General features: G+C 72.4%; 26 protein-coding genes. 8 read left to right on the top strand and 18 right to left on the bottom strand.

The features are described from left to right. Nucleotides 1-3: 3 nt before the first annotated feature. The 5 genes from ABFX81_RS15980 to ABFX81_RS15960 all read right to left on the bottom strand — a co-directional run bounded on the left by ABFX81_RS15980 (nucleotide 4) and on the right by ABFX81_RS15960 (nucleotide 5,459). A complete protein-coding gene (locus tag ABFX81_RS15980) occupies nucleotides 4-1,284 on the bottom strand; it encodes a sigma-70 family RNA polymerase sigma factor (protein WP_086849477.1) in 1,281 nt (426 codons plus the stop codon). Nucleotides 1,285-1,331: 47 nt separating this feature from the next. After that, the gene (locus ABFX81_RS15975; protein ID WP_086600897.1) at nucleotides 1,332-1,688 is read right to left on the bottom strand and encodes a YciI family protein; all 357 of its coding nucleotides are present in this window, start codon (nucleotides 1,686-1,688) and stop codon (nucleotides 1,332-1,334) included. A 129-nt stretch (nucleotides 1,689-1,817) separates the two neighbouring features. Then, complete coding sequence (locus tag ABFX81_RS15970; protein ID WP_086849474.1) at nucleotides 1,818-2,873, bottom strand: LCP family glycopolymer transferase; 1,056 nt, start codon at nucleotides 2,871-2,873, stop codon at nucleotides 1,818-1,820. Between the two features lie 72 nt (nucleotides 2,874-2,945). Continuing rightward, nucleotides 2,946-4,295 carry a glycoside hydrolase family 10 protein gene (locus ABFX81_RS15965; RefSeq protein WP_346138230.1) on the bottom strand — a complete coding sequence of 450 codons (1,350 nt, stop codon included), beginning with the start codon at nucleotides 4,293-4,295 and terminating at the stop codon, nucleotides 2,946-2,948. A gap of 99 nt (nucleotides 4,296-4,394) precedes the next feature. Next, nucleotides 4,395-5,459, bottom strand: a complete 1,065-nt coding sequence (locus tag ABFX81_RS15960; protein ID WP_086849472.1) for a substrate-binding domain-containing protein — start codon at nucleotides 5,457-5,459, stop codon at nucleotides 4,395-4,397. 163 nt (nucleotides 5,460-5,622) lie between these two features. Here ABFX81_RS15960 and ABFX81_RS15955 point away from each other — a divergent pair, with 163 nt between their 5' ends. Further along, on the top strand, nucleotides 5,623-7,935 hold the full coding sequence (locus ABFX81_RS15955; RefSeq protein ID WP_086849470.1) for a beta-xylosidase/alpha-l-arabinosidase: 2,313 nt from the start codon (nucleotides 5,623-5,625) through the stop codon (nucleotides 7,933-7,935). 15 nt (nucleotides 7,936-7,950) lie between these two features. Here ABFX81_RS15955 and ABFX81_RS15950 read toward each other — a convergent pair whose 3' ends face one another. Beyond that, entirely contained in the window at nucleotides 7,951-8,253 is a 303-nt protein-coding gene (locus tag ABFX81_RS15950; protein ID WP_346138229.1) for a hypothetical protein, read from the bottom strand. Nucleotides 8,254-8,322: 69 nt separating this feature from the next. Between ABFX81_RS15950 and ABFX81_RS42200 the strand changes: the two genes are divergently transcribed. After that, nucleotides 8,323-8,730, top strand: a complete 408-nt coding sequence (locus ABFX81_RS42200) for a lantibiotic dehydratase C-terminal domain-containing protein (protein WP_428837180.1) — start codon at nucleotides 8,323-8,325, stop codon at nucleotides 8,728-8,730. Further along, entirely contained in the window at nucleotides 8,717-10,642 is a 1,926-nt protein-coding gene (locus ABFX81_RS15945) for an ATP-binding cassette domain-containing protein (protein WP_086849468.1), read from the top strand. Before ABFX81_RS42200 ends, ABFX81_RS15945 begins: the two co-directional genes overlap by 14 nt. Nucleotides 10,643-10,764: 122 nt before the next feature. Here ABFX81_RS15945 and ABFX81_RS15940 read toward each other — a convergent pair whose 3' ends face one another. Genes ABFX81_RS15940 through tsaB form a run of 4 tightly spaced genes read right to left on the bottom strand, consistent with a single transcriptional unit; the run spans nucleotide 10,765 to nucleotide 13,298 of the window. Next, the gene (locus ABFX81_RS15940; protein ID WP_086849466.1) at nucleotides 10,765-11,022 is read right to left on the bottom strand and encodes a hypothetical protein; all 258 of its coding nucleotides are present in this window, start codon (nucleotides 11,020-11,022) and stop codon (nucleotides 10,765-10,767) included. Further along, on the bottom strand, nucleotides 11,019-12,125 hold the full coding sequence (gene tsaD / locus ABFX81_RS15935; protein WP_086849464.1) for a tRNA (adenosine(37)-N6)-threonylcarbamoyltransferase complex transferase subunit TsaD: 1,107 nt from the start codon (nucleotides 12,123-12,125) through the stop codon (nucleotides 11,019-11,021). Before tsaD ends, ABFX81_RS15940 begins: the two co-directional genes overlap by 4 nt. Further along, complete coding sequence (rimI, locus tag ABFX81_RS15930; RefSeq protein WP_381042739.1) at nucleotides 12,118-12,648, bottom strand: ribosomal protein S18-alanine N-acetyltransferase; 531 nt, start codon at nucleotides 12,646-12,648, stop codon at nucleotides 12,118-12,120. The genes tsaD and rimI overlap by 8 nt, the downstream gene beginning before the upstream one ends. After that, complete coding sequence (tsaB, locus tag ABFX81_RS15925) at nucleotides 12,645-13,298, bottom strand: tRNA (adenosine(37)-N6)-threonylcarbamoyltransferase complex dimerization subunit type 1 TsaB (protein ID WP_086849462.1); 654 nt, start codon at nucleotides 13,296-13,298, stop codon at nucleotides 12,645-12,647. Before tsaB ends, rimI begins: the two co-directional genes overlap by 4 nt. Nucleotides 13,299-13,435: 137 nt before the next feature. Between tsaB and ABFX81_RS15920 the strand changes: the two genes are divergently transcribed. Beyond that, nucleotides 13,436-13,990 (top strand): hypothetical protein, encoded by a 555-nt coding sequence (locus ABFX81_RS15920; RefSeq protein WP_086849460.1) that lies wholly within the window; start codon nucleotides 13,436-13,438, stop codon nucleotides 13,988-13,990. Between the two features lie 541 nt (nucleotides 13,991-14,531). On the opposite strand, the gene ABFX81_RS15915 is transcribed toward ABFX81_RS15920, so the two are convergent. From ABFX81_RS15915 to ABFX81_RS15890, 6 genes are all read right to left on the bottom strand, one after another. Next, on the bottom strand, nucleotides 14,532-14,717 hold the full coding sequence (locus ABFX81_RS15915; RefSeq protein ID WP_086849458.1) for a hypothetical protein: 186 nt from the start codon (nucleotides 14,715-14,717) through the stop codon (nucleotides 14,532-14,534). A gap of 142 nt (nucleotides 14,718-14,859) precedes the next feature. Beyond that, nucleotides 14,860-15,381 (bottom strand): tRNA (adenosine(37)-N6)-threonylcarbamoyltransferase complex ATPase subunit type 1 TsaE, encoded by a 522-nt coding sequence (tsaE, locus tag ABFX81_RS15910; RefSeq protein ID WP_086849456.1) that lies wholly within the window; start codon nucleotides 15,379-15,381, stop codon nucleotides 14,860-14,862. Beyond that, complete coding sequence (locus ABFX81_RS15905; protein ID WP_346138228.1) at nucleotides 15,347-16,606, bottom strand: alpha/beta fold hydrolase; 1,260 nt, start codon at nucleotides 16,604-16,606, stop codon at nucleotides 15,347-15,349. Before ABFX81_RS15905 ends, tsaE begins: the two co-directional genes overlap by 35 nt. Nucleotides 16,607-16,729: 123 nt before the next feature. Beyond that, entirely contained in the window at nucleotides 16,730-17,899 is a 1,170-nt protein-coding gene (gene alr / locus ABFX81_RS15900) for an alanine racemase (protein WP_086848065.1), read from the bottom strand. Nucleotides 17,900-17,984: 85 nt separating this feature from the next. Beyond that, the gene (locus tag ABFX81_RS15895) at nucleotides 17,985-18,680 is read right to left on the bottom strand and encodes a L,D-transpeptidase family protein (RefSeq protein ID WP_346138227.1); all 696 of its coding nucleotides are present in this window, start codon (nucleotides 18,678-18,680) and stop codon (nucleotides 17,985-17,987) included. A 373-nt stretch (nucleotides 18,681-19,053) separates the two neighbouring features. Next, nucleotides 19,054-20,505, bottom strand: coding sequence for an NAD(P)H-hydrate dehydratase (locus ABFX81_RS15890; protein WP_346138226.1), 1,452 nt, complete (start codon nucleotides 20,503-20,505; stop codon nucleotides 19,054-19,056). A gap of 160 nt (nucleotides 20,506-20,665) precedes the next feature. On the opposite strand from ABFX81_RS15890, the gene ABFX81_RS15885 reads away from it, so the two are divergent. After that, entirely contained in the window at nucleotides 20,666-21,820 is a 1,155-nt protein-coding gene (locus tag ABFX81_RS15885; RefSeq protein WP_346138225.1) for a hypothetical protein, read from the top strand. 41 nt (nucleotides 21,821-21,861) lie between these two features. On the opposite strand, the gene ABFX81_RS15880 is transcribed toward ABFX81_RS15885, so the two are convergent. Beyond that, nucleotides 21,862-22,866, bottom strand: coding sequence for a BtrH N-terminal domain-containing protein (locus ABFX81_RS15880; protein ID WP_346138224.1), 1,005 nt, complete (start codon nucleotides 22,864-22,866; stop codon nucleotides 21,862-21,864). Between the two features lie 66 nt (nucleotides 22,867-22,932). Between ABFX81_RS15880 and ABFX81_RS15875 the strand changes: the two genes are divergently transcribed. Further along, on the top strand, nucleotides 22,933-23,205 hold the full coding sequence (locus ABFX81_RS15875) for a hypothetical protein (protein ID WP_346138222.1): 273 nt from the start codon (nucleotides 22,933-22,935) through the stop codon (nucleotides 23,203-23,205). 30 nt (nucleotides 23,206-23,235) lie between these two features. Here the strand turns inward: ABFX81_RS15875 and ABFX81_RS15870 are convergent, their stop codons facing one another. Then, entirely contained in the window at nucleotides 23,236-23,607 is a 372-nt protein-coding gene (locus ABFX81_RS15870) for a holo-ACP synthase (protein ID WP_086565408.1), read from the bottom strand. Between the two features lie 115 nt (nucleotides 23,608-23,722). On the opposite strand from ABFX81_RS15870, the gene ABFX81_RS15865 reads away from it, so the two are divergent. Together ABFX81_RS15865 and ABFX81_RS15860 are read left to right on the top strand one after the other, a co-directional pair. Then, entirely contained in the window at nucleotides 23,723-24,397 is a 675-nt protein-coding gene (locus tag ABFX81_RS15865) for an ankyrin repeat domain-containing protein (RefSeq protein WP_346138221.1), read from the top strand. Between the two features lie 92 nt (nucleotides 24,398-24,489). Then, the gene (locus ABFX81_RS15860; protein ID WP_346138220.1) at nucleotides 24,490-24,837 is read left to right on the top strand and encodes a hypothetical protein; all 348 of its coding nucleotides are present in this window, start codon (nucleotides 24,490-24,492) and stop codon (nucleotides 24,835-24,837) included. Nucleotides 24,838-24,884 lie beyond the last annotated feature (47 nt).

Raw genomic sequence — 24,884 nt, 5'->3', positions numbered from 1 at the left:
CCGTCAGGACTGCTCCGCTGCCCGCCGCGACAGCAGTTCCCTTTCCCGCTCGTTGCGCGTCAGCGACGCCGCCCGTTCGAACTCCGCCCGTGCCTCCTTCGTGCGGCCGAGGCGGGACAGGAGGTCGCCTCGCACGCTGGGCAGGAGGTGGTAGTCGCGCAGGGCGGGGTCTCCGCGCAGAGCGTCGATGAGGGGCAGTGCGGCCTCCGGGCCCTCGGCCATCGAGACCGCCACCGCGCGGTTCAGTTCCACGACCGGGGACGGGGAGCGGGCGGCCAGGACGCCGTACAGGGTGGCGATGCGGGACCAGTCGGTCTCCTCGTAGCTGTACGCGTGCGCGTGGCAGGCGGCGATGGCGGCCTGCAGCAGGTACGGGCCCGGGGCGCCGGAGGAGGCGGCCTCTGCCCTGCCCAGCGCGGCGATGCCGCGGGTGATGAGCATGCGGTTCCAGCGGGCGCGGTTCTGGTCCTTGAGGAGGACCGGCTCGCCGGAGGGGCCCGTGCGGGCTGCCGTGCGGGACGCCTGGAACTCCAGGAGCGCGGTCAGGCCGTGCACCTCTGGTTCCTTCGGCATGAGGGCCGAGAGCACCCGGGCCAGGCGCAGGGCGTCCTCGCACAGGGACGGGCGGAGCCAGTCGTCGCCGGCCGTGGCGGCGTAGCCCTCGTTGAAGACCAGGTAGATGACGTCGAGGACCGAGCCGAGGCGGGCCTCGCGGTCGGGGCCGTAGGGCACCTCGAAGGCGATGTTCCGCGTCGCCAGGGTGCGTTTGGCGCGGACGATGCGCTGGGCGACGGTCGGCTCGGGGACCAGGAACGCGCGGGCGATCTCGGCCGTGGTGAGGCCGCCGAGGAGACGCAGGGTGAGGGCGGTGCGGGCCTCGGTGGACAGGACCGGGTGACAGGCGGTGAAGACGAGGCGGAGCAGGTCGTCGTCGATGTCGTCCGGGTCGGCGGGTTCTTCTGAGGGAGACACCGTCGACAGGTCCCGGCCGATCTCCGCCAGCTTGCGGGCGTAGTTCTCGCGGCGGCGGACCAGGTCGACGGCCCGGTTGCGGGCGGTGGCCATGAGCCAGGCGCCCGGGTTGTCGGGCACCCCGTCCCGCGGCCACTGCTCCAGCGCGGCGACCAGCGCGTCCTGCGCGAGTTCCTCCGCGATGCCGACGTCCCGGACGACCCGGGCGACGCCGGCGATGATGCGGGGCGACTCGATGCGGAAGACTGTTTCGATGGCCTCGGCGGTCCGGTCGGGCCGGGGCGCCGGGGAGGCGGTGGGCTGCGGGGTCACAACCCACCATCAGACACCCCCGGCGCCGCCCGGCCAAGGAGAACCGGTCAGCCCTCGGCGATCTGCCGGACCTCCGCGGTGATCGTCCAGTAGTCCTCGTGCAGGGACAGGAACCGCTTGGTCCACTCGATCGCCTCGGCCTTGTCCTTGCACTGGCTGATCGAGTAGCCGCCGATGACCTCCTTGGACTCCGTGAACGGCCCGTCGGTGACGGACAGCTTCCCGTCCTCCCAGGTCACCCGGCTGCCGTCCGCGGTCGGGGTGAGCCCGGCCGTGTCGAGCATGACCCCGGCCTTGGTGATCTCCTCCAGGAGCTTGCCCATCCGCTCCTGGAGTTCGGGGCTCGGGCCCTCGGCGGGGGCGTTCTTCTCGTCGATGCGGATCAGAGTGAGAAAGCGCGGCATGGTGACTCCTCGGGGCTGCGCGGAGCGAGGCCTTTCCTCGCTCTCACCCCTGCGTCGATCGGGAGACGTCCGGATCGACACGCTCGCCGGACTTTTCTCCGAGAATTTTCCCGAGCGCGTTTGTGCAGGTCAGCGCAGCGACTCCCACAGCTCCCGCGCCTCCGGCTCCTCGGCCACCACCCGGTTGGGATCCGACGGTGCCCGCACCACCGGCATCGTCACCGTCCGTACCGCGCTCGCCGACAGGTCCTTCAGGCTCTGCCCGAGCCGGGTCAGCTCGGCGAGGGAATCCAGGCCGGTGTCGGTGGTGAGGCCGGCGGTCACGGCGTCCGCGACCCGGTACAGCTTCGCCGGGTCGGTGAGCAGGTCCTGCGCGGCGGTCTGTTCCAGCAGCGCCTTCACCAGCTTCTGCTGGAGGCCTATGCGGCCCAGGTCGCTGCCGTCGCCTATGCCGTGCCGGGTGCGGGCCAGGGCCAGGGCCCGGGTGCCGTCCAGGTGGTGGGTGCCCGCCTTGAGGCGCAGATGGCTGTCCTCGTCGGCGATGTCCTCGTCCGTGGTGACGGTGACGCCGCCGAGCGCGTCGACGAGTTTCGCGAAGCCCGAGAAGTCGATCTCGATGTAGTGGTCCATGCGGACGCCGGTGACCGCCTCGACCGTTTTGACCGCGCAGACCGGACCGCCCACCGCGTAGGCGTTGTTGAACATGGAGTTGTACGCGACCGCCGTCGACCCGCCGGACGGGCGCGGGCAGGAGGGGCGGGTGACCAGGGTGTCGCGCGGGATGCTCACCACCGTCGCGCCGGTGCGCCCGGCGTCGAGGTGGACGACCATCGCCGTGTCGGAGCGCGCACCGGAGCTGTCGCCGCCGCCGAGCCTGCTGTTCTCCTCGCCGCTGCGCGAGTCGGAGCCCAGGACCAGGATGTTGAGAGCCCCGCCGGGCAGCACCGACGCGGAGGAGGAGGGCATGACCTCCGGCTTCGGCGGGCGGTTGTCGCCCAGCGCGTTGTCGATGTCGACGCTGGTGATGTTGTCGCTGAGATGCCGGTAGGCCCAGCCCGCCGCCCCGACGCCCAGCACCAGCGCACCCGCGAGGGAGAAGCCGGCGATCCGCAGCGCTCTCGACCGCCGGCCCGCTGCTCTGCCCGCGTCCCCGTTCCCGTCGCGTCCCGTCACGGGCAGGAACATAAGTCCGAATTATTACGAGCAGGACCCCCAGGGCGATTTTCTTCGGAAATTCTCAGACTTCTCGGTCCTGTCTCACCCCAGAGTCACCACGGGCTCCGGGTTGCTCCCGCTCCACGAGCCGTTGAAGCCGAACGTGACCGAACCGCCGTCCGGCACGGACCCGTTGTAGGGGGCGTTCACGCAACTGACCGCCGCACCCGACTGCGTGCAGATCGCGTTCCAGGCCTGGGTGATCCGCTGCCCCGCGCCGAACGTCCAGTCCGCCTTCCACGACGACAGCGAGGCCCCCGAGCAGGCGATCCGCACCTGGCCCGTGTAGCCCGTGCTCCACTGGCTGGTGACGCTGTACGTCGCCGAGCAGGCGCCCGTGGGCGGGGTCGTCGTCCCGCCGAGGGCCTCGGCGATGGCGTGGTACGCCGGTTTTGGCTGGTAGTTCTCGTCGTACGGCGTGGCCGCGCCCTCGCCGGGGAAGGTGTCCGGGATCCAGGAGTCGGAGTCGGTGAAGCCCCAGACGGTGACGCCGGAACAGCGCGCGACCGCCACGCAGGCGTTCATGACCGCCTTGTAGTCGGCGGCCTGCTGGGTCAGCTTCGCCTGCGTCACCGGCAGTTGCATCCGGATGTCCAGCTCCGTGATCGCCACGTCGACGCCCAGGTCGGCGAAGCGTTGGATGTTCTGCCGCATCGTCGAGGGCACCTGGCCGACGATGAGATGGGCTTGGAGCCCGACGCCGTCGATCGGGACTCCGCGCTCCTTCAGCGACTTGACCAGGTTGTAGAGGGCCGTGCTCTTCGCGTTGACGCCCTCGACGTTGTAGTCGTTGATGTACAGCCTGGCGCTGGGGTCGGCGGCCCGGGCCCAGGTGAGGGCCTGCGCGATGTAGTCCTGGCCGAGGGTGTCGTGGAAGAGGGTCCGGCGGTAGGTGCCGTCCTCGTTGAAGGGCTCGTTCACCACGTCCCAGGCGGCCAGCCGGCCCTTGTAGCGGCCGACCTCGGTGGCGATGTGCTCCTGGACGATGGCGCTGAGCTGGTCCCGGGTCCAGCTTCCGTTCGTCAGCCAGCCCGGGTTCTGCTGGTGCCAGAGCAGGGTGTGGCCGCGCACCTGCTGACCGTGGGCCTCGGCGAAGTCCACGATCCGGTCGGCCTCGGCCCAGTCGTAGCCGCCCCGGCTCGGCTCGACGGAGCCCCACTTCATGGCGTTGCCGGGGGTGAGCCAGTTGAACTCACGCCCGGCGATCTCGCCGTAGGTGCCGGTGAGTTTCGAGCCGGTGACCGCCGTGCCCATGACCTTGCCCTTGGCTTCGGCGAGGTCGCGCAGCGGGACGTCGGCGGCGTGTGACGCGGGGGCAGCGAGCAGCAGGGAACCGGCCGCGACGACTCCGGCCAGCAGGGATGCGAGTAAGCCCGATCTCAGCGATCTCATCGCGGGTGCCTCCGAAAGTTTCGGTGGTGCAACCGATTGGCTTCGGTGCAGTGTGGAGGCGCTCGGAACACCCGTCAATACAGCAACAGCGGTCAGCGGTCAGCCAACCGCGGGCGCCGCCGTACTACTGCGCACCACCAGGCTCGTCGCCAGCTCCACCCGGGTGGCGGCCGGGGTGCCCGCCTCGCGGCCTAGGTCCAGGACCAGCTTGGCCGCGGCCTCGGCCATCTCCGTCAGCGGCTGCCGTACGGTCGTCAGCGGCGGCCCGACCAGGGGCGCCACCGGCAGATCGTCGAACCCCACCACACTCAGGTCCTCGGGGATGCGCAGCCCCAGCTCGCGCGCGGCCTCGTACAGCCCGAGCGCCTGGAGGTCGTTCCCGGCGAAGACGGCGGTCGGCCGGTCCGGGCGGCGCAGCAGCTCCAGGCCCAGCCGGTAGCCGGCCTCGTGATGGAAGTCGCCGTTCGCGATCAGGTCGGTGTCGACCGGCAGCCCGGCCGTCTCCAGCGCGGCCCGGTAGCCGTCGACCCGGGCACGGCTGCACATCATCTGCGTCGGCCCGCTGATCGCGCCGATCCTGCGGTGCCCCAGCTCGACCAGATGCCGGGTGGCCGCGAGACCGCCCTGCCAGTTGGTCGCGCCGATGGAGGGCACGTCGGCGCCCGGGTCGCCGGCCGGGTCCATCACCACGAACGGGATGGCGCGGCTGGTCAGCAGCGCCCGCTGCGACTCGTCGAGCCCGGAGAGGACCAGGACCACGCCGTGCGGGCGGCGCGCGGCGACCTGGTCGGCCCAGGTCCGCCCGGGGGTGAGCCGCCCCGCGCTCTCCGACAGCACCACGCTGAGCCCCGCGTCCCGGGCCACGTTCTCCACGCCCCGGATGACCTCCAGCGCCCAGGCGCTCTCCAGCTCGTGGAAGACCAGGTCGATCAGGGGTGAGCGGGTCGCCTCGGCCCGGCGGCGCCGGTAGCCGTGGGCCCGCAGCAGATCCTCGACGCGGGCGCGGGTGGCGGGGGCGACGTCGGCGCGGCCGTTGAGGACCTTCGAAACAGTCGGTGCCGACACACCGGCCTCACGGGCGATCTCGGCGAGCGTGGCGGTCTGCGCGCTGCGCCCCTGCGTCCGGTTTTGCGTCCGGCTTTCCACCGGCTCCGGGGATGTCATGGCGGCGATCGTATCCCTGCGGGCCCCCTTGACGAAGTCCCCGGGGCGCCATAGGTTCCCGGAACATTCGATATACGTACCGAAACATTCGTGAAAGCGGGCGTGAAAGACGCTCGTGAGCACCGTTCGTGAGAGGGCCGTCCGTCCACCCGACAGGAGCTTCATGACCACCGCGCCCTGGCGTGACCCCGCCCTGCCCGCCGCCGCCCGCGTCGACGATCTGCTCTCCCGGATGACCCTGGAGGAGAAGACCGCCCAGCTGTACGGCGTGTGGGTGGGCGCTTCGACGGACGGCGACGGAGTCGCTCCGCACCAGCACGACATGACGGTCGACTACGACTGGAACGAACTGATCAGCCGCGGCCTGGGCCAGCTCACGCGCTCCTTCGGCACCGCCCCCGTGGACCCGGCGCTGGGCGCGCAGGCACTGGCCCGCGCCCAGCGCCGCATCATCGAGGCCGGCCGCTTCGGCATCCCGGCGATCGCGCACGAGGAGTGCCTGGCCGGCTTCACCGCCTGGCAGGCCACGGCCTACCCGGTCCCGTTGGCCTGGGGAGCGACCTGGGATCCCCCGCTGGTCGAGGAGATGGCCCGCCGCATCGGCGACGACCTGCGCTCGGCCGGCGTGCACCAGGGCCTCGCGCCCGTCCTGGACGTCGTACGCGATCCGCGCTGGGGTCGCGTGGAGGAGACGATCGGCGAGGACCCGTACCTGGTCGGCACGGTCGGTGCGGCCTATGTGCGGGGCCTGGAGTCGGCCGGGGTCGTCGCCACGCTGAAGCACTTCGCCGGGTACGCCTCCTCGGCCGGCGCCCGCAACCTGGCACCCGTACGGGCCGGCGTCCGCGAGTTCGCCGACGTCACCCTCCCGCCCTTCGAGATGGCGCTGCGCGAGGGCGGGGCCCGTTCGGTGATGGCCGCGTACACGGAACGGGACGGCGTCCCGGCCTCGGCGGACCCCGAACTGCTGACCGGACTCCTGCGCGAGGAGTGGGGCTTCACCGGCACGGTCGTCGCGGACTACTTCGGCATCGGCTTCCTCCAGACCCTCCACCGGGTGGCCGGCACCCCGGCCGAGGCGGCCCACGCGGCCCTGGAGGCCGGCATCGACGTCGAACTGCCGAGCCTCAAGTGTTACGGCGATCCGCTGGTGGACGCGGTCCGCTCGGGCGAGATCCCCGAGGAGCTGGTGGACCGCGCGGCCCGCCGCGTCCTGCTCCAGAAGTGCGAACTGGGCCTGCTGGACGAGGACTGGACCCCCGAGCCGGCCGCCGCGGTCGAGCTCGACTCGACGCGCAACCGCATCCTGGCCCGCCGCCTGGCCGAGGAGTCGGTCGTCCTGCTCGACAACCCCGACGGCCTGCTCCCGCTCGCCCCCGACACCCGGATCGCGGTGATCGGCCCCCGCGCGGCCGACGCCCTGGCCATGCTGGGCTGCTACTCCTTCCCGTCCCACGTCCTCACCCACCACCCGGACGTCCCGACCGGCATCGAGATCCCGACGGTCCTCGACGCCCTGCGCACCGAACTGCCCGATGCCAAGGTGACGTTCGCACCGGGCTGCGACGTGACGGACCCGGACACCTCCGGCTTCGAGGAGGCCGTCGCCCGCACCGCCGAGGCGGACGTGTGCGTGGCGGTCCTCGGCGACCGGGCGGGCCTGTTCGGCCGCGGCACCTCGGGCGAGGGCTGCGACGCGACGGACCTAGCCCTGCCGGGCGCCCAGGGCGAGCTGCTGGACGCGCTGGTCGCCACGGGCGTCCCCGTGGTGCTGGTGCTGCTGACCGGCCGTCCCTACGCTCTCGGCCGCTGGCACGGCCGCCTGGGCGCGGTGGTCCAGGCCTTCTTCCCGGGGGAGGAGGGCGGCCCGGCGGTGGCGGGAGTGCTGTCGGGCCGCGTGAACCCGTCGGGCCGGCTTCCCGTGAGCGTCCCGCAGGTCCCCGGCGGCCAGCCCTGGACGTACCTCCAGCCGCCCCTCGGCCTCGCGGGCGAGGTCAGCAACCTCGACCCGACCCCGCTGTACGCCTTCGGGCACGGCCGCTCGTACACGACGTTCGTGTGGGAGGACGGCACGGGCGGCGAGGAGCCGGCGGAGATCGGCACCGACGGGACGTACGACGTCTCGGTGACCGTCCGCAACACCGGCGACCGCGAAGGGGCGGAGGTCGTGCAGCTGTATCTGCACGACCCGGTGGCGTCGGTGACCCGGCCCGATGTGCGACTGGTGGGCTACCGGCGCGTGGCGGCGGCCCCGGGCGAGGCGGTGCGGGTGACGTTCCGCTTCCACGCGGACCTGTCGGCGTTCACCGACCGCTCGTGCAGGCGCGTGGTCGAACCCGGCACCCTGGAGCTGCGGCTGGCGGCGTCCAGCGCGGACATACGCCACACCGCGCGCCTCACCCTCACGGGCCCGGTCCGGGTGCTCGGCGCCGGCCGGCGGCTGCGCTGCGAGACGGAGGTGTCGGAGCTGCCGTGAGGCACGTGAGGCCGGTCACGCCCGGAGGCCGGTGACGGGCGCTCGCGGCGGGTCCTCCAGCAGCTCCTCCCAGGAGAACATCGGCGCCACGCCGAGGTCGTCCCGGAGCAGGTCGACGAGTTCGTTGAACCGCTGCCGTGCCGCGGCCGCCCGGGACAACCCGAGAAGGTCGACGAGCCGGTCCCGGCACCTGCCCGGTGACCGGTGGTCGTGCTGAAGCTCTGCTCCCGCTTCGACCGGCACGACGAGATCCTGGCCGGCCCGCTGCGCGCCCTGCGCCGCTTCGGACGCGCCGACCGGTAATTCGTTCGCGGCCATCCGGTGCCGACCATCCGGTACGCCGGTCCCCGACCCCTCGCCTGACTCCTCGCCTTCGGGCGGGACACGGTGCGGCGTGGGCTCGCCGGCGACCTCGAAATCGCCTCGTACGAACCGGAGGTCGTCCGCTACGGTGGCCCGCGCGTCCACGACGCGATCGAGCGGCTCTTCGAGGCTGGCAGTGACACCGCGCTCCAGGTCGTCGACCGGATGTGGGCCAGCCGGCCCGGAGGAGACGGCGGCGCGTTCGCTGTACCGGGAGCACCGCGACCACCTGGGCGAGTTGCTCGCCCCGTGGGATCTCCGGCCGCACCCCAGGGGCCGCGCCGACCAAGCCGCGCAGGACGTCCTCGCGAGCCTGGCGCACATGACGGTGACCGGCTGCTGCCCGTGGACATCTCCCGTGAGGAGCGGATCTACGTGGTCTGGAAGAACGTACTGAGAACGGAGGAGGCCGACCGGCATGACCACCGGTGACGCCAGCCGCCACGACGGGGAAAGCGCCGAAAAGCTCGACGAGCAAGAGGTGAACCGCAAGCTGTCCCGCAGCCCCTCCTACTGGCTGCGGCTGATGGCCCTGTTCTGGCGCATCAGCCCCGCCCGGATATCCGTCCTCGCCCTGCTGACCTGGGCCGTGGCGATCGTCCCCGGCCTGCAGATCCGGCTCACCGCGGCGGCGGTCGACGCCGTCACCGACGGTGTCACGGCCGCCGGCGGCGACACCGCCCGCGACGCGCTGATCACGGCGCTCGCCGGCATTCTGAGCCTGTCCCTGCTGGCTCATGTGGTCGGCGCGTACGCGCAGTACCTCGGGGCGGTCGTGGGGCTCCAGCTCACCGCGCGGATCAGCGAACAGGTCATGGCCAAGGGCACCCGCATGGACCTCGCGACCTATGAGGACCCGGAGTCCTACGACCGGCTGCAGCGGGCCTTCCAGGAGAGCACCACCGGACGGGCGTACGAGATCTTCAGCGACCTCGTCGAGACGGTGAAGAACCTCGTCACCCTGATCGCCATCAGCGCGGCGCTCTTCTCCTGGCACCCGTGGGCCGCGCTGATCACCCTGCTGTCGCCGCTGCCCGCGGCGGTCGTCCAGGCCGCCTACGGCAAGCGGGAGTTCGAGGTGGAGTACGACCGCGCCCAGGACCGGCGGCGGGCGTACTACTTCCAGTGGCTCACCACCCAGGACCACACCTTCAAGGAGATCAAGCTCTTCGGTCTCGGCCCCCACTTCATCCGCCGCTACCGCGAACTGGTCCAGGGCTTCTACGAGGTGGACCGCAGGCTGGCGATGAAGCAGGAGGGCTGGAGCGCGGCGGCCGGCCTGATCGGCGTCCTCGGCGCGACCGGCGCCATGGCGCTGGCCATGCTGTCCGCGATGGACACCGGCGAGGTGGGCGAGCTGGCGGGCTTCCTCCAGGCCATCGCCTCGGTGAGCGCGGCCAGTTCGGGGATGCTCGTCGGCCTGGCGACGCTGTACCAGAACACCCTGTTCACGGGGAACCTCTTTGACTACCTCGGCCTGCCGGAGTCCATCATCAAGGGCGGCGCGCGTCCCTTCCCGGAGCGCCTGCGGCACGGCATCGAGCTCCAGGACGTCACGTTCGTCTACCCCGGCACGGACACCAAGGCGCTCGACGGCTTCTCGTGCCTGATCCCCGCGGGCAAGTGCTGTGCCCTGGTGGGGCAGAACGGCGCGGGCAAGACCACCATCGTCAAGCTGCTGACCCGGCTGTACGAGCCCACGTCGGGGCGGATCCTCATCGACGGGCATCCCATCGAGGACTACGACGTGGACCAGTTGCGGTCCGGCATCGGCGTGATCTTCCAGGACTTCATCAAGTACGAGCTGCCCGCCCGCGAGAACATCGGCTTCGGCCGGGTCGAGGCCCTGGACGACGAGGCGCGGATCGCCCGCGCGGCCACCGCGAGCGGCGCCGCGGAGGTCGTCGCGAAACTGGACGACGGCTACGACACCGTCCTCGGGCGGCACTTCGAGGACGGGGCCCAGCTGTCCGGCGGCCAGTGGCAGAAGGTGGCACTGGCCCGCGCGTTCATGCGGCAGGCGCCCGTGCTGGTGCTGGACGAGCCGACCGCGTCCATCGACGCCGAGGCCGAGGCGGAGGTGTTCGGCAGGCTGCGCGAGATCGCCTCCGGGGCCACGTCGCTGGTGATCGCCCACCGGTTCTCGACGGTGCGGATCGCGGACAAGATCATCGTGATCGAGGACGGCCGCCTGGCGGAGGAGGGCACCCACGGCGAGCTGATGGAGCACGACGGCATCTACGCCTACCTGTTCAACCTCCAGGCGGCCGGCTACCGGGCCGAGGACGGCCCGGACGGCACCGGCGACGAGGAGGAGCAGGACCGGGAGGAGGCGCTGCGATGACGCTGTCTGTCCGTGAGTTCCCTGTCATGCCGGAGCGCATCGAGGGCCTGGTCCGCCGCCGGCTTGGACGACATCGCGCGGGCAGCATCCGGATGATCCGCCGAAGGCTCTCCGGCCCGGAGTCAGGCGCCGCCGACCGACTCGAACCGCCACCGGTGCACGGCCCGGGTCACCAGCTCCCCGTCCGGCTCGGGCAGTTCGGGCAGCTCGGCGTCGTACGGAGCGTCCCACCAGGTGATGACGAGGACCCGGTCCTGGGGAGCGCGCAGGGTCTCCCGGCGCAGGGGTGCGCGGGGCAGTTCCTGCGCCCGTGCCCAGGCCAGCAGATCCTCGCCCCGGCCGGGCACCGCCCGCGCCTCCCACATCAAGGCGACCGTCACGAGTAGAGGTTCTCCTTGCTGATCTCGTGCACATGGTCGTGGTCGTGCCGGTGGCCCGGCACGTGCGGCTCCGTCACCGGCAGCGAGGAGTCCGCCGGCAGGTCCCAGCTCGAGGCGGGCCGGTTCCGGGCCACCATCTCGGCGCCGAGCGCGGCGACCATCGCGCCGTTGTCCGTGCACAGCTTGGGCCGCGGCACCCGCAGCCGGATCCCGGACGCCTCGCAGCGCTCCTGGGCCAGGGCGCGCAGCCGGGAGTTGGCGGCCACACCGCCGCCGATCATCAGGTGGTCGACGCCCTCGTCCTTGCAGGCCCGGACGGCCTTGCGGGTCAGCACGTCCACGACCGCCTCCTGGAAGGAGGCCGCCACGTCCCGCACCGGGACCTCCTCCCCCGCCGCCCGCTTCGCCTCGATCCAGCGCGCCACGGCCGTCTTCAGCCCGGAGAAGGAGAAGTCGTAGGCCGGGTCGCGCGGACCGGTCAGCCCGCGCGGGAAGGCGATCGCGTCCGGGTCGCCCTCGCGCGCGTACCGGTCGATGACCGGGCCGCCCGGGAAGCCCAGGTTCAGCACGCGGGCGATCTTGTCGAAGGCCTCACCGGCCGCGTCGTCGATGGTCGCGCCCATCGGGCGGACGTCGGAGGTGATGTCCGAGGACAGCAGCAGCGAGGAGTGGCCACCCGAGACCAGCAGGGCCATGGTCGGCTCGGGCAGCGCGCCGTGCTCCAGCTGGTCGACGCAGATGTGCGAGGCGAGGTGGTTGACGCCGTACAGGGGCTTGCCGAGGGCGTACGCGTACGCCTTCGCCGCCGAGACACCGACCAGCAGGGCACCGGCGAGGCCGGGACCGGCGGTGACCGCGATGCCGTCGAGGTCGCGGGCGCTGACTCCCGCATCCTTCAGCGCGCGGTCGATGGTCGGGACCATCGCCTCCAGGTGCGCCCGGGAGGCGACCTCGGGCACGACACCGCCGAAGCGGGCGTGCTCGTCGACGCTGGAGGCGACGGCGTCGGCGAGCAGGGTGGTGCCGCGGACGATGCCGACGCCGGTCTCGTCGCAGGAGGTCTCGATGCCGAGAACGAGAGGCTCGTCGCGTGAGTCAGTCATTGATCTGGGTTCCTTGTACGGGAGCCGAACCCGCGGCGGAGCCGCTGTCGGGTTTCGTGGTCAGTCGCATCACCAGGGCGTCCACGTTCCCCGGCTGGTAGTAGCCGCGCCTGAAGCCGATGGCCTCGAAGCCGAAGCGCTCGTACAGCTTCTGCGCGCGGATGTTGTCCACCCGGCACTCCAGCATCACTTCGGCGCACTCGAAGGCGGTCGCGGCCCGCAGCAGTTCGGTGAGGAGCCGGCCGCCCAGTCCCGTCCCCCAGTACTCCCGGGTGACGGCGATGGTCTGGATGTCGGCCTGCTCGCCGGAGGAGGCGACACCGGCGTACCCGACGATCCGCTCCCCCTCCTCGGCCACGAGGTACTTCCGGCTCGCCTCCGGCCCGCGGGCATGGGCCAGCTCGGACCAGAACATGCCCCGTGACCAGGCGTCGTCGGGGAACAGGGCACGTTCCAGCTCCAGCACGCGGTCGATGTCCCACCAGCGCATCTCGCGCAGCACACACGTCTCGGACTCGGTCACTTGGGCGTGACCACCTTGTAGTTCTTGGGGACCTGGGCGTCGGGGCGGCGCAGGTACAGCGGCCGGGGCGCGGGGAATTCCTCACCCGCCGCCAGCCTCTCCGCGGCCAGCCTGGCCAGCGCGGCGGCGGACACGTGCTCGGGCTCGTGCGCCTGGGGGAAGGTGTCCGGGTACAGCAGCGCGCCCGCGCCGACCGCGGGCAGCCCCGCGACCTGCTCGGCGATGTCGGCGGGCCGGTCGACGGCCGGGTCGGTGACGCGGGTGCGGGAGTCGGCGTAGCGCGCCCAGTACACCTCCTTGCGGCGGGCGTCGGTCGCCACGACGAACGGGCCCTCGATGTCGGCGGCGTAGGCGAGGCCGTCCAGCGTGCACACGCCGTGCACGGGGACGCCGAGCGCGAGCCCGAAGGTCTCGGCGGTCATCAGTCCGACGCGCAGCCCGGTGTACGGGCCCGGACCGATGCCGGCGACGACCCCGGTGACGGCGTCGAGCTTCAGACCGGCCTCGGCGAGCACCCGGTCGATCGCCGGCAGCAGCAGTTCCCCGTGCCGGCGCGCGTCCACCTGACTCGACGAGGCGATGACGTCCCGGCCGTCGTGCAGCGCGACGGTGACGGCGGGGGTGGCGGTATCCAGAGCGAGCAAGAGCACGCAAACAGCCTACGGCTCCCCGGGGCCCGTGTCGGACGTACCTGGCGGGCCGTCACCTGCTGCTACCGTCACCTACCGTCACGGCGCGCCATACGCACCGTGCGTGACAGGGACGTACGACACGGAGGTGGGAGCCGGTGGCACTCAGCAGCTCGGGGATCGTGGCCGGGCTCACCGCCGTGGCCCTCACGACGGTCGGCTACCTCGCCCACCAGGCGTCACAGACCCTCCCGGCCGGTCTGGGCAGGCAGGCGGGTGCCGCACCGGCGGCCGGCGTCTCCAAGGCGCCGGCCCAGGCCAGGAAGGACCCCGCCGCGCTGCCCGGCGATTCCGGCGTGGGCGCACGGGTCGTGTACTCCCTGGGCGGCGACCGGGTGTGGCTGGTCGGCGAGGACGAGACGGTCACCCGTACGTTCGCGGTCCACCCGAGCGCGGTGGACCCCGCCCCGGGCAACTACTTGGTCACGTCCCGCTCGAACGCGATCACCGGCTCCGACGGCGTCCCCGTAGAGCACGTCGTACGTTTCACCAGCGTAAACGGCGTGGTCATCGGCTTCAGCGCGGCCGTCGCCGACCCGACCGCCGCACCGGCCCCGAACGTCCGCACGGGCGGCATCCGCGAGTCACGCGAGGACGGCGAGGCGATGTGGACCTTCGCGACGATCGGCCGCAAGGTCGTGGTCGTCCGCTAGACCACGAGGCCGCGAGGCCGCGAGGCCGCTCCGCGGTGGTCCGCCAGGACGCAAGGCCGCCGGGCTGCGAGGCCCCAGGCCGTGATCGTCCGCTGGGCCGCCTGGCCGCAAGGCCATGGTCGACCGCGAGGCCGCTCCGCAGTGGCCCGCCAGGGCACAAGGGCGCCAGGCCACTGGGCCGCAAGACCATGACCGTCCGCTAAGCCACTGGGCCGCCAGGCCACCGGGCTGCGAGACCCCAGGCCGTGATCGTCCGCTGGACCGCCGGACTGCAAGGCCGCAAGGCCGCCGGACCGCAAGGTCATGCTCGGCCGCCAGGCCGCTCCGCGGTGGTCCGCCAGGGGCGCGCAAGGACGCCGGGCCACCAGGCCGCAAGACCGTGACCGTCCGCTAAGCCGCCAGGCCGCCGGGCTGCGAGGCCCCCCGCGTCGTGATCGTCCGCAAGGCCGCAAGGCCGCAAGGCCGCAAGGCCGCAAGGCCATGGTCGGCCGCGAGGCCGGGCCACCGGGCCACGGGGCCGCCGCCGGGCCCCGGTCCGCCGCTAGGCCGCTTCGCGGTGGTCCGCCGTCGGCTTGACCGGCCTCACCGGATCGGCGAAACCCGGCTCGGGAGCCCGCGGTGGCGTGGAGATCAGTGCCGCCGCCTCGCCCGCCGCCAGCAGGTCCCGCATGGACACCCCGGCGACCGCGAACGGCAGCGGCTGCCCCTTGCTCTCTGTAGCCGACATGGACGCCTCCCGAAGGCGGGGCGGACGTAGTTAGGTACACCTAACTACGGACTGGATACCATGTGACCACGCACAAGACGCCGAACGCAACATTTTGCCGACGCCTTGTCGGAACGTTCATCAAAACACCACGCGGCGGGATCTACGCCGCGAGCACGCTCAGGTCCGCCGAAGCCCAGCGTTCCCCCACACCGGTGATCGTCATCTGCCGGACCTCGTCGGTCGTGTCGCCCACGGCGCGGTGGATGACCACCTGGAGCCGGTCCTCGGTCAGTTCCTCGACCTTGCCCTCGCCCCACTCCACGACGACCACGGACTCGGGCAGCGAGACGTCGAGGTCGAGGTCCTCCATCTCGTCCAGCCCGCCGGACAGCCGGTACGCGTCGACATGGACCAGCGGCGGCCCGTCGCCCAGCGACGGATGCACCCGGGCGATCACGAACGTCGGCGAGGTGACGGCCCCGCGTACGCCGAGCCCCTCGCCCAGCCCACGCGTCAGTGTCGTCTTGCCCGCCCCGAGCTCTCCGCTGAGCATCACCAGGTCACCCGCGCGCAGCAGTTTCGCGAGCCGGCGGCCCAGCTCCCGCATCTGCTCGGGGGACGTGACGACGATCTGGACGGATCCGGACTCAGCCGGGTTGTGCGGTGCTGCTGGTGCTTCCATAACCCTTCACGGTAGCTCCTGCGGGCACGGCACCCGTGCGGGTGAGCAGGTCGGCGAGGCGGTCGGTGACCACTTCCGGGTGTTCCAGCATCACCAGGTGCCCCGCGTCCGGCACCAGCACCAGCTCGGCCTCCGGCAGCAGATCGGCGATGGCCTCGCTGTGCTCACTCGGCGTGACCAGATCCTGCACCCCGGCCAGGACGAGGACCGGCATGTCGGCGAAGTGGGCGAGCGCCTCGGTCTTGTCGTGGTCGTTGAACGCCGGGTAGTACTCGGCGACCACGTCGATGGGCGTGCTCTCGATCATCCGCTCGGCGAACCGGGCGATGGCCGGATCGACGTCCCGGGAGGCGAAGGAGTACCGCTTGATGATCCCGGCGAACAGGTCCGCGGTCGCCCGGCGCCCCTTCTCCACCAGGTCGGCCCGCTGCCCCATCGCCTTCAGCACGCCGGGCAGCACCCGCCGCACCGCGTTGACGCCAGCCACCGGAAGCCCGTAGTTGACCTCGCCGAGCCGCCCCGACGACGTCCCCACGAAGGCCACCCCGACGACCCGCTCCCGGACCAGCTCGGGGTACTGGTCGGCCAGCGCCATCACCGTCATGCCGCCCATCGAGTGCCCGACCAGCACGATCGGCCCCTCGGGCGCGGCCGCGTCGATGACGGCCTTGAGGTCGCGGCCCAGCTGCTCGATGGTGATCGGCTCGCCCCGCCCCTGGGCCACGCCCCGTCCGGACCGGCCGTGACTGCGCTGGTCCCAGTGGACGGTCCGTACGACGCCTCTCAGCGCCGCCCGCTGGAAGTGCCAGGAGTCCTGGTTGAGGCAGTAGCCGTGGCTGAAGACGACGGTGACGGGGGCGGGGGCCTTGCGGCCGAAGAGCCGGCGGCGGCGCGGGCCGAGGGCGGCGGGGGCGGCCTCCGGGTCGAGGTCGTCGACCTCGTAGTACAGCTCCGTGCCGTCGTCCGCGAACGCCTTGCCGGGCATGCCGCGCAGCGCGCCGTAGGGTCCCGCGGAGTCGAGGGCGAGCCGGGCCTTCTGGCGCATGCCCCGGCCGACCGTCATCCGCTCCAGGGCAACACCGGCGGCCGCGCCCGCGGCCACCACGCCTATCGCGACTCCGGCGATGCCGGTCGCCCGGCGCCAGCCTCCCGCCGCCCCCGCGGCGGAGGCCGCGACGGCCGCGGTGGCGGCGTTCGCGACGACCTCCGCGCTGCTCTCGCTCACGTACCGCTCCTCTTCGCCGGGGTACTGCTGTGGATGCTCATGGTGCTGGTCAGGGTGCCTGGTACTGGTGCTTGTGTTGCCAGGGTGCCCATTGTTCTTCGCGTGACCGGTCCTCTGTGCGAGTTACCCGTCCTGTTCCTCATTCACATAGACGCGAGGAACGCGCGTTCCGATCCGGGTCACGATCTCGTAGGCGATGGTTCCGGCCGCCTGGGCCCAGTCCTCGGCGGTGGGCTCGCCGCGGTCCCCGGGCCCGAAGAGCACCGCCTCGGCGCCCGGCGCGGGCTCGTCGCCGCCCAGGTCGACCACGAACTGGTCCATGGCGACCCGCCCCGCGATCGTGCGCCACTTGCCCTCGACGAGGACCGGCCCGGCCGAGGAGGCGTGCCGCGGGATGCCGTCGGCGTAGCCCAGCGGGACGAGGCCGAGGGTGGTCTCACCGGACGTCACGTACCGGTGGCCGTAGCTGACGCCGTGCCCGCCCGGCACGTGCTTGACCAGGGCGAGCGAGGCGGACAGCGTCATCACCGGGCGCAGTCCGAAGTCCGCCGGGGTGCCGAGCTCGGGGCTGGGCGAGATGCCGTAGGTGGCGATGCCGGTGCGGACCAGGTCGAAATGGCTCTCGGGGAGCGTGAGCGTGGCCGGCGAGTTGGCGATGTGCCGGACCTCGGGGCGGGCGCCCTGCTCCTCGGCGTACGCGACCATCTCCCGGAACCGGCCGAGCTGGGCGGCGATGGAGGGATGGCCGGGTTCGTCGGCACAGGCGAAGTGCGACCAGAGCCCCGTGACGCGCAGGAGCCCCTCGGCCTCGGCGTGCAGCGCCTCCCGGACCAGATCGGCCCAGTCGTCCCCGGGCTGGCAGCCGCCCCGCCCGAGCCCCGTGTCGGCCTTGAGCTGCACCCGGGCGGGCCGCCCGGCGAGCCGGGCCGCCCCGGTGACCTCGGCCAGGGCCCACATCCCGCTCACGGACACGTCGAGGTCCGCCTCGATCGCCTCGCGCCAGGGTCCGCCGGGCGTCCACAGCCAGCACATGATGCGGCCCGGCAGCCCGGCGGCCCGCAGGGCGAGGGCCTCCTCGGGCGTCGCCGTGCCCAGCCAGTCCGCCCCGGCGGCGACGGCCGCGCGGGCACACGGCACAGCCCCGTGGCCGTACGCCTCGGACTTCACGACGGCCATCAGGGCCGCGCCCGGCGCGTGGGCACGCAGCGTCCGCACATTGGCCCGCAGGGCGGCCAGGTCGATCTCCGCGCGGGCGCGCAGGGGCGCGGTCCGCGGGGCTGTTCTCTCGCTCATCGCGCCCAGTGTCTCAGAGGGGCCCGACACGCCCGAGGCAGCGGCCCCCGTCGGCGGCTCCCACGGCCCGAGGCCTGCGGCTCGGCTACGTCCCGGGCCTGCGCCCCCACACGAACACGCGGTCACCCTTCTTCAGCACGCTCCACAGCCTCCGCGCGTCGGGGACGGAGAGATTGACGCAGCCCATGGAGCCGACGGTGGTGTTGAGACAGCCGTAGACACCGTGGAAGGCCTGCCCGCCGCTGAAGAACCGGGAGTACGGCATGGGCGTGTTGTACAGCGTCGACCAGTGGTTCTTGTGCCGCCAGTAGACCTTGTGCCACCCGGCCCGGGTCCGGTACCCGGCCCGCCCGCTGCGGATCGGGACCGCCCCGAACACGATCTTCCGCCCCTTCTGCACCCAGGTCAGCTGCCGGCTGAGATCCACACACATCACGGGATGGCTCCGCACCGGGCACCGACCGGCGGCATCGGGGTTCCGGCGCGCCGACAGGTACTGCATCCGGGCCCATGTCACGGGCCCGGCGAACCCGATGGCCGGTTTGATCCCCTGCCTCACCTGGAACGCCCGGACGGCCCGGCAGTCGGCCGCCGACTGCCTCCCGTCCACCCTCAGCCCCAGCCACCGCTCGACCTGCCGCTGGTACGGCCCGGTCTTCCCGGTACAGCTCACCCGCGCGACCGCCTCCCCCAACGGCACGTACTCGACGAGCGCGTAGGTCCCCTCCACCGCCCTGCGCGGCTCGACGGCGTCCTCCGCGGCCGACGGCGTGTACACCACCGGCGGCAGCGCCTGGTCGGGCGTGTCGACGGACCAGGGCTGCGCGGGCCCCGGAGCGACGCCCGGGACCAGCTCGCCCAGGGCCCCGGGGCGGGCGGTACGGGAGCGGCACCGGCGACACCGGCGGGCAGCGCGGCGACGGCGGCGAGCAGGAGGGCGAGGGAGCGCCCGGTGGTACGTCTGCTGGTCATGTGGTCAGAGCAACGCGGATCTTGGCAGGCCGGGGGTCGCCGCACGGCGCGGGTCCCCCAGAGGCATCAGCCACAGGCCGGCCCGTCCGGCGCTCGAGGACGAGGCCGTCCAGGCCGAAGCGGGGGCCCGGGGGCGGCAGCCCCCGGATGCGGCACCCCAGGCACCCGCACCTCCGTCTCACTCATCCCAGGACATTCCGCCAGGCCTCAGGAACAGCCTCCGCCACGTCATGCGCCCCCACCGGCGCCCCGTCCGCCGCCAGCCTCCCGGCCAGCCCGTGCACATACGCCCCCACACTCCCCGCGTCCACCGTGGAAAGCCCCGCCGCCAGCAACGACCCCGCCAGCCCCGACAGCACGTCCCCGCTCCCCGCCGTGGCCAGCCAGGACGTCCCCGTCGGGTTGACCCGCACCGCACCGCCCCCCGAGTCGGCGACCAACGTCGTGGACCCCTTCAACAGCACGGTCGCCCCGTACCGCCCGGCGAGCTCCCGCGCCGCCGCCAGCCGTCCGCCTTCGACCTCCGCCCGGTCGACCCCGAGCAGCGCCGCCGCCTCCCCGGCATGCGGCGTCATCAAAGTCGGCGCCCGCCGCGCCCGTACGACCCCCGCCTCGGCCAGCCGCAGCCCGTCCGCGTCGACCAGCACCGGGACGTCCGCCGCCAGCACCTCCCCGACCGTCGCCGCGTCGTCCCCGGCACCCGGCCCGACGACCCACGCCTGCACCCGCCCGGCGTGCTTCGGCCCCTGGTCCGACACGAGCGTCTCGGGGAACCGTGTGAGGACGGCGTCACCGGCCGGCCCGACGTACCGCACGGCCCCGGCCCCGCCCCGCAGCGCCCCGGCGACGGCGAGCACGGCGGCCCCGGGGTAGCGCGCGGACCCGGCGGCGATGCCCACGACACCCCGCCGGTACTTGTCGCTCTCGGCCCGCGGCACCGGCAGCAGCCGCGCCACGTCCGCGTGCTGCAACGCCTCCAGCTCCGGCTCGGCCGGCAGCTCAAGACCGATGTCGACCAGCCGCACCGACCCCGCGTACTCCCGGGCCGGATCGATCAGCAGCCCGGGTTTGTGCGTCCCGAACGTCACCGTCAGATCGGCCCGGACCGCGACGCCGCGCACCTCCCCGGTGTCGGCGTCGACGCCGCTCGGCAGGTCGACGGCGACCACGGCGCCCCGCGACCGCTCGGCGGCGGCGGCCAGCGGCACCGCGTCCGGCCGCAGCCCGCCCTTCCCACCGATCCCGACGATCCCGTCGACGACGAGATCCGCCCGCTCGACCAGCTCCTCCACGCCCCCGCCGGCACCGTCGGCCCCACCGGCGACCACGACCCGCCCCCCGGCCCGCCGCAGCGCCGCGAGTCCCCCGGCATGAGCCCGCTCCGGCGCGAGCAGGACCGCCGTGACACCGGCCCCGCGCCGGGCCAGCCGGGCCCCGGCGTACAGCGCGTCACCCCCGTTGTCCCCGCTCCCGACCAGCAGCACGACCCTGCTCCCGTACACCCGCCCCAGCAGGTCGGCGCAGGCCGCGGCGAGTCCGGCGGCGGCGCGTTGCATCAGCGCCCCCTCCGGCAGCCGCGCCATCAGCTCCCGTTCGGCGGTCCTGACCGTGTCCACGCTGTACGCACTACGCATGCGGTCGAGTTTCCCGTACGACCGCCCGGCCACTCCCCCGTATCTCGCTCAACTCCGGACCGTGTCGCATCCATTGACGCTTTGCCTGCCCTTTGCCAGACTCACCGGCCGCGCAGAAAGCGCTTGCACACCCCCCACATTCGACGAAACCGAGGCCACCATGGGACGCAGAGCCGCATTCCTCGCCGCCGCCGGTACCACCGCCGTCCTCACCGCCGCCGGCACCCTGACCGCCCCCGCCACCGCAGCCCCCACGCGAGCGGCTGCCTGCGGAGACGGCTCCTTCCAGGCCGAGGCCGTGCAGAACGGCGGCAACTGGACCGCCCGGCGCGGCGGCAGCACGGTCTACACCGGAACCGACATGCGCGCCGCCGTCCAGGCGGCCGTCAACAGCCTCACGTCGGGCCGCACCTCGAAGGAGCGGGTCGTGGTCCGCGGCTCGGGCTCGATCTCGGCCGGCTCACGCATCTCGCTCCCGAGCTACACCGTCCTCGACGTCTGCGGCACCATCAACGTCACCGGCAGCGGCTCCGGCGACCAGGCGCCGGTCTACTCCCGCGGCACCCGCGACGTCGAGGTCCAGAACCTCAGGCTCACCGGCACCCCGCTCTACGGCATCTTCCTGCGCAACGTCCAGAACGTCGTGCTCGGCCAGATAGACATGCGCCTCTCCCGCGGCCTGGGCATCCGCATCGACAACCGCGGCGACACCAGCCAGTGGACGCGCAACGTCCGCATCGACAACGTCTACGTCTCCGGCGCGTCCAGCCATGCCGTCGAGACCTACGGCGTCGACGGCATCACCATCGGCACGGTCACCGCCCGCAACGTCGGCGAGTCCGGCCTGCTGCTCAACCAGACCATCAACGCCAACGTCACCAAGGTGGACGCGGAGAACGCGGGCACGGGCACCGGCTACGCGGCCTTCCGCATGGCCAACCGCAACGGCCGGGTCGGCAGCGGCTACCCGACCAACATCCGCGTCGGCGAGGTCATCGCGCGCGGCGGCGGACGCGGGGTGTTCTGCGTGTCGGAGAGCGGCGGGGCGACGATCAACAAGGTGACGATCTCCAACACCGGCAACAACTCGGTCCTGATCGAGAACTGCTACAACGTCAACCTCGCGGCCCAGAGCGGCACGATCTCGGGCGGCGGCGAACTGCGCCTGGCCGCCCGCTCGGAGTTCCCGAACAACAAGGACATCACCATCCAGAACCTGACGGTCACCAACTCGGCCATCAGGGAAAGCCCGTGCGGCGAGAACACGACGTTCCGCAACATCACGCGGGTGAACAGCAGCCAGTCGATCTGCTGACGCCCGAGCCCTCGAAGCCCTGTCCCGTGGAGCCCTCGCCCTCACCCGGCGGGGGCTTCACCGCGCAGGCGGCTCAGCGCCTCCATGGCTTCGCGTTCGATGCGCGCGATGTCGCGCAGGAGGGTGCCTGCCCGTCCGAGGTACTGCTCATCGCCCGACTCACCGGCGTCCGTGATGAGCGCCGCGACGTCCGTCCACAAGCCGGCCGCTTCCGAGTACAGCCTGTGGCCGGTGCGCAGGTGGCCGTTGTCGAGCAGCTGGGCGCATTCGGCGAGGAAGTCGCGGTAGAGGTTGCGGAACAGAGCACCGCCGGTGCCGGCCTTCTCCATCAGCAGGGCGGCCTGCGGCAGGTCCCGCCGGGGGGCGTCGGTGCGCCGGAGCCAGGCGGGTACGAGCTTCCCGGCCTTGTCGATGCCTCGGTGGCCGAGGTTGGCGATGGGCGGGTCGAGGAAGGCGTCGGCGCATTCGGTGACGGCCGGAATGATCCGACTCTCCAGCGAGGGCGCCTTCCCGTCGGCGGTGAGTGTGAAGGACCGGTGCCTGGCGGTCATCGGTCCGCGCGCGGCCCTGGCCCGGGCGAGGCCGCTCAGGCTCGTGGTCACCGCTCCGCCCTGCTGGTCGGTGTCCACCAGGTAGGCGTCGTGCTCGTCGTAGCCGTACAGGGCGACGACGTGACCGCCGAAGTGCACCTTCGAGGTGAAGTAGTCCAGGTGGTAGCTGTCGAGCTGGAGCCCGACGGGGCGTCCGGCGTCGACGGCGGTCGCCACGTTCTCCCACGCCTTGCGGGCGGAGCCGGTCTCCTGGACCGCGAGCTCCAGCCCCAGTCTGGCGGCCAGGTTCCTGGTGAGCTCGAAGGGCTTGACCCGCCCGCCGAGGAAGGGAAAGTCCATGTTCTTGCTGTCCCAGTAGATGAAGGACAGCCCGGACCCGAGGCCGAAGAGCATGGGCTCGGACAGATCGATCCCCTGGTGCCGCAGCAACACTCCCAGAGCCGACGTCTCGCAGTGCCGCGTACCGCGAGGGTCGACGCCCTTCACCGTGGTCATGCCATTCCCTCCGACGCGCTACCATCGAGACACATTTTGAACTCGTTCAAAAAGGGGGAGCAGAACATGGCCGGATCACCCACACCCACGGAAACCGACACACCCGCCACCGCCCTCGGCCCCACGGCACTCGTCCTGGGCACCTTCTCCGCCGCGGGCACCTGGGCGTTCCTGATCCCCTGGACGGTGCTGACCGGAGCGCTCGCCATCACGTTCGGCGTGATGGGCATGCACTACGCCCGCCAGGGCACGGGCCGCATGTGGACCGCGGCGGCGGGCACCACCCTGGGCGCCGTGGGCTTCATCGGCACGGTCACGCTCCTGTGGGGCATGTCGTAAGTCCCCGCGCCAACCGTCCCGCGCCACCCGTCACCCCTCGGCGATCACAACGGCCGAGGCCACACCCGCGTCATGGCTCAGGGACACATGCCAGGACCGCACCCCCAGCTCGGCGGCCCGCGCCGCCACGGTCCCGGTCACCCGCAGCCAGGGCTGCCCGCTGTCCTCGACACACACCTCGGCATCGGTCCACAGCAGCCCGGGCGGAGCCCCGAGCGCCTTGGCCAGGGCCTCCTTGGCGGCGAAGCGGGCAGCCAGGGAGGCGACCCCACGGCGCTCCCCGCTGGGCAGCAACAACTCCCGCTCCACGAACAGCCGTCCGGCCAACGCGGGCGTACGCTCCAGCGACGCCGCGAACCGATCGATCTCGGCGACGTCGATCCCGACCCCGATGATGCTCATGCGCAGCACCCTACGGCGAGACTCCCCCGCCTTCGGCCTCGACGGCGGTGACCAGGGGGTGTCCGCAAAGTCCCGTCGTCCGCCCGCAGGCGGGACTTTGCGGACACCCCCTAGCATGATCGGCATGGAATGGGACGGCCTCACCGACCGCGAGCGCTACGGGGACTGGTACCTGAAGGAGCGGGACCGGTTCTCGGACCTGGCCCGGGACGCCGACTGGGACGGCCTGTTCGGGGAGCTGGTGGAGCATCCCGAGCGGGTCAATCTCGCCCGCCCCGGGAACCGCAGCGGGTTCGCCCCGCTGCACCAGGCCGCCTGGCACGGCGCCACGATCGCGGTCGTCTCCCGGCTGATCGCGCACGGCGCCTGGCGCACGCAGCGCACCCGTGACGGACGGCGCCCGGCGGACATCGCGCGGGAGCGGGGTCACACGCATCTGCTGGAACTGCTGGAGCCGGTCGCGGTGCGGCAGCTACCCGCCCCCGCCGACGCGTTGGAGCGCCACTTCCACGCGATGCTGCGGGAGCGCACCGGCAGCTGCTTCGACGAGATCGAACACCTCCTGCCACCGCTGTCCCCCCTGACGGAGGGTCGGGACGTGCGGATCTTCTTCCGGGTGGTCGGCATGATGGGCGGCTTCCACTACCGCCTCCACGCGGACGTCGTGCACGTGAACGGCAGCTCGCGGATGGACGGCGACAACGGGGACTTCTACCACGTGACCCCCGACGGCTGGACCAAGCTCCCCTACAGCCCCAAGCCGCCGCCGCCCTGGACCTTCCCCTACTGAACCCCCGAACGTGAACTCCCCCTCCCCCTTGTACAGTTCGCGATGACCGCGATGTGCAAACTGCATCGCACACAACGGGAGGACGCACGACCATGAGGTTCAAGTCGCTGGGGACCGCGGCCACTTCGATAGCTCTCTTCGCAACGGCCCTCACCGGCACCGTCGCGACCGCCGGCACCGCCGCCGCGGCCCCGCCGAAGGACTGCAGCAAGGCGATCGTCAACGTCAAGGCCAAGGAGACCGTCAAGGTCCGCACCGCGCCGAAGACGAGCGCCACCGCCCTCGGTATCTGGGGCAAGGGCAAGCGTGGCGGGATCTGCAACGACGGCAAGGCCTACAAGGGCGGCTCGTACAAGGCCTGCGGCAAGAAGAGCAACATGTGGTACTACGGCGGCGACAAGGTGAACGGCTGGGTCCCGAAGACCTGCATCAACTGGTAGTCACCAGCCGCACAGGGGCGAACGGCGACCGGCCGTTCGCCCCTTTC

The organism is Streptomyces coeruleofuscus (assembly GCF_039532725.1).
In the GTDB taxonomy this organism is placed as follows: Bacteria; Actinomycetota; Actinomycetes; order Streptomycetales; family Streptomycetaceae; genus Streptomyces; species Streptomyces coeruleofuscus.
Note: the sequence above shows the minus strand (reverse complement) of the source record. Positions and strands in the feature narration are given on the sequence as shown.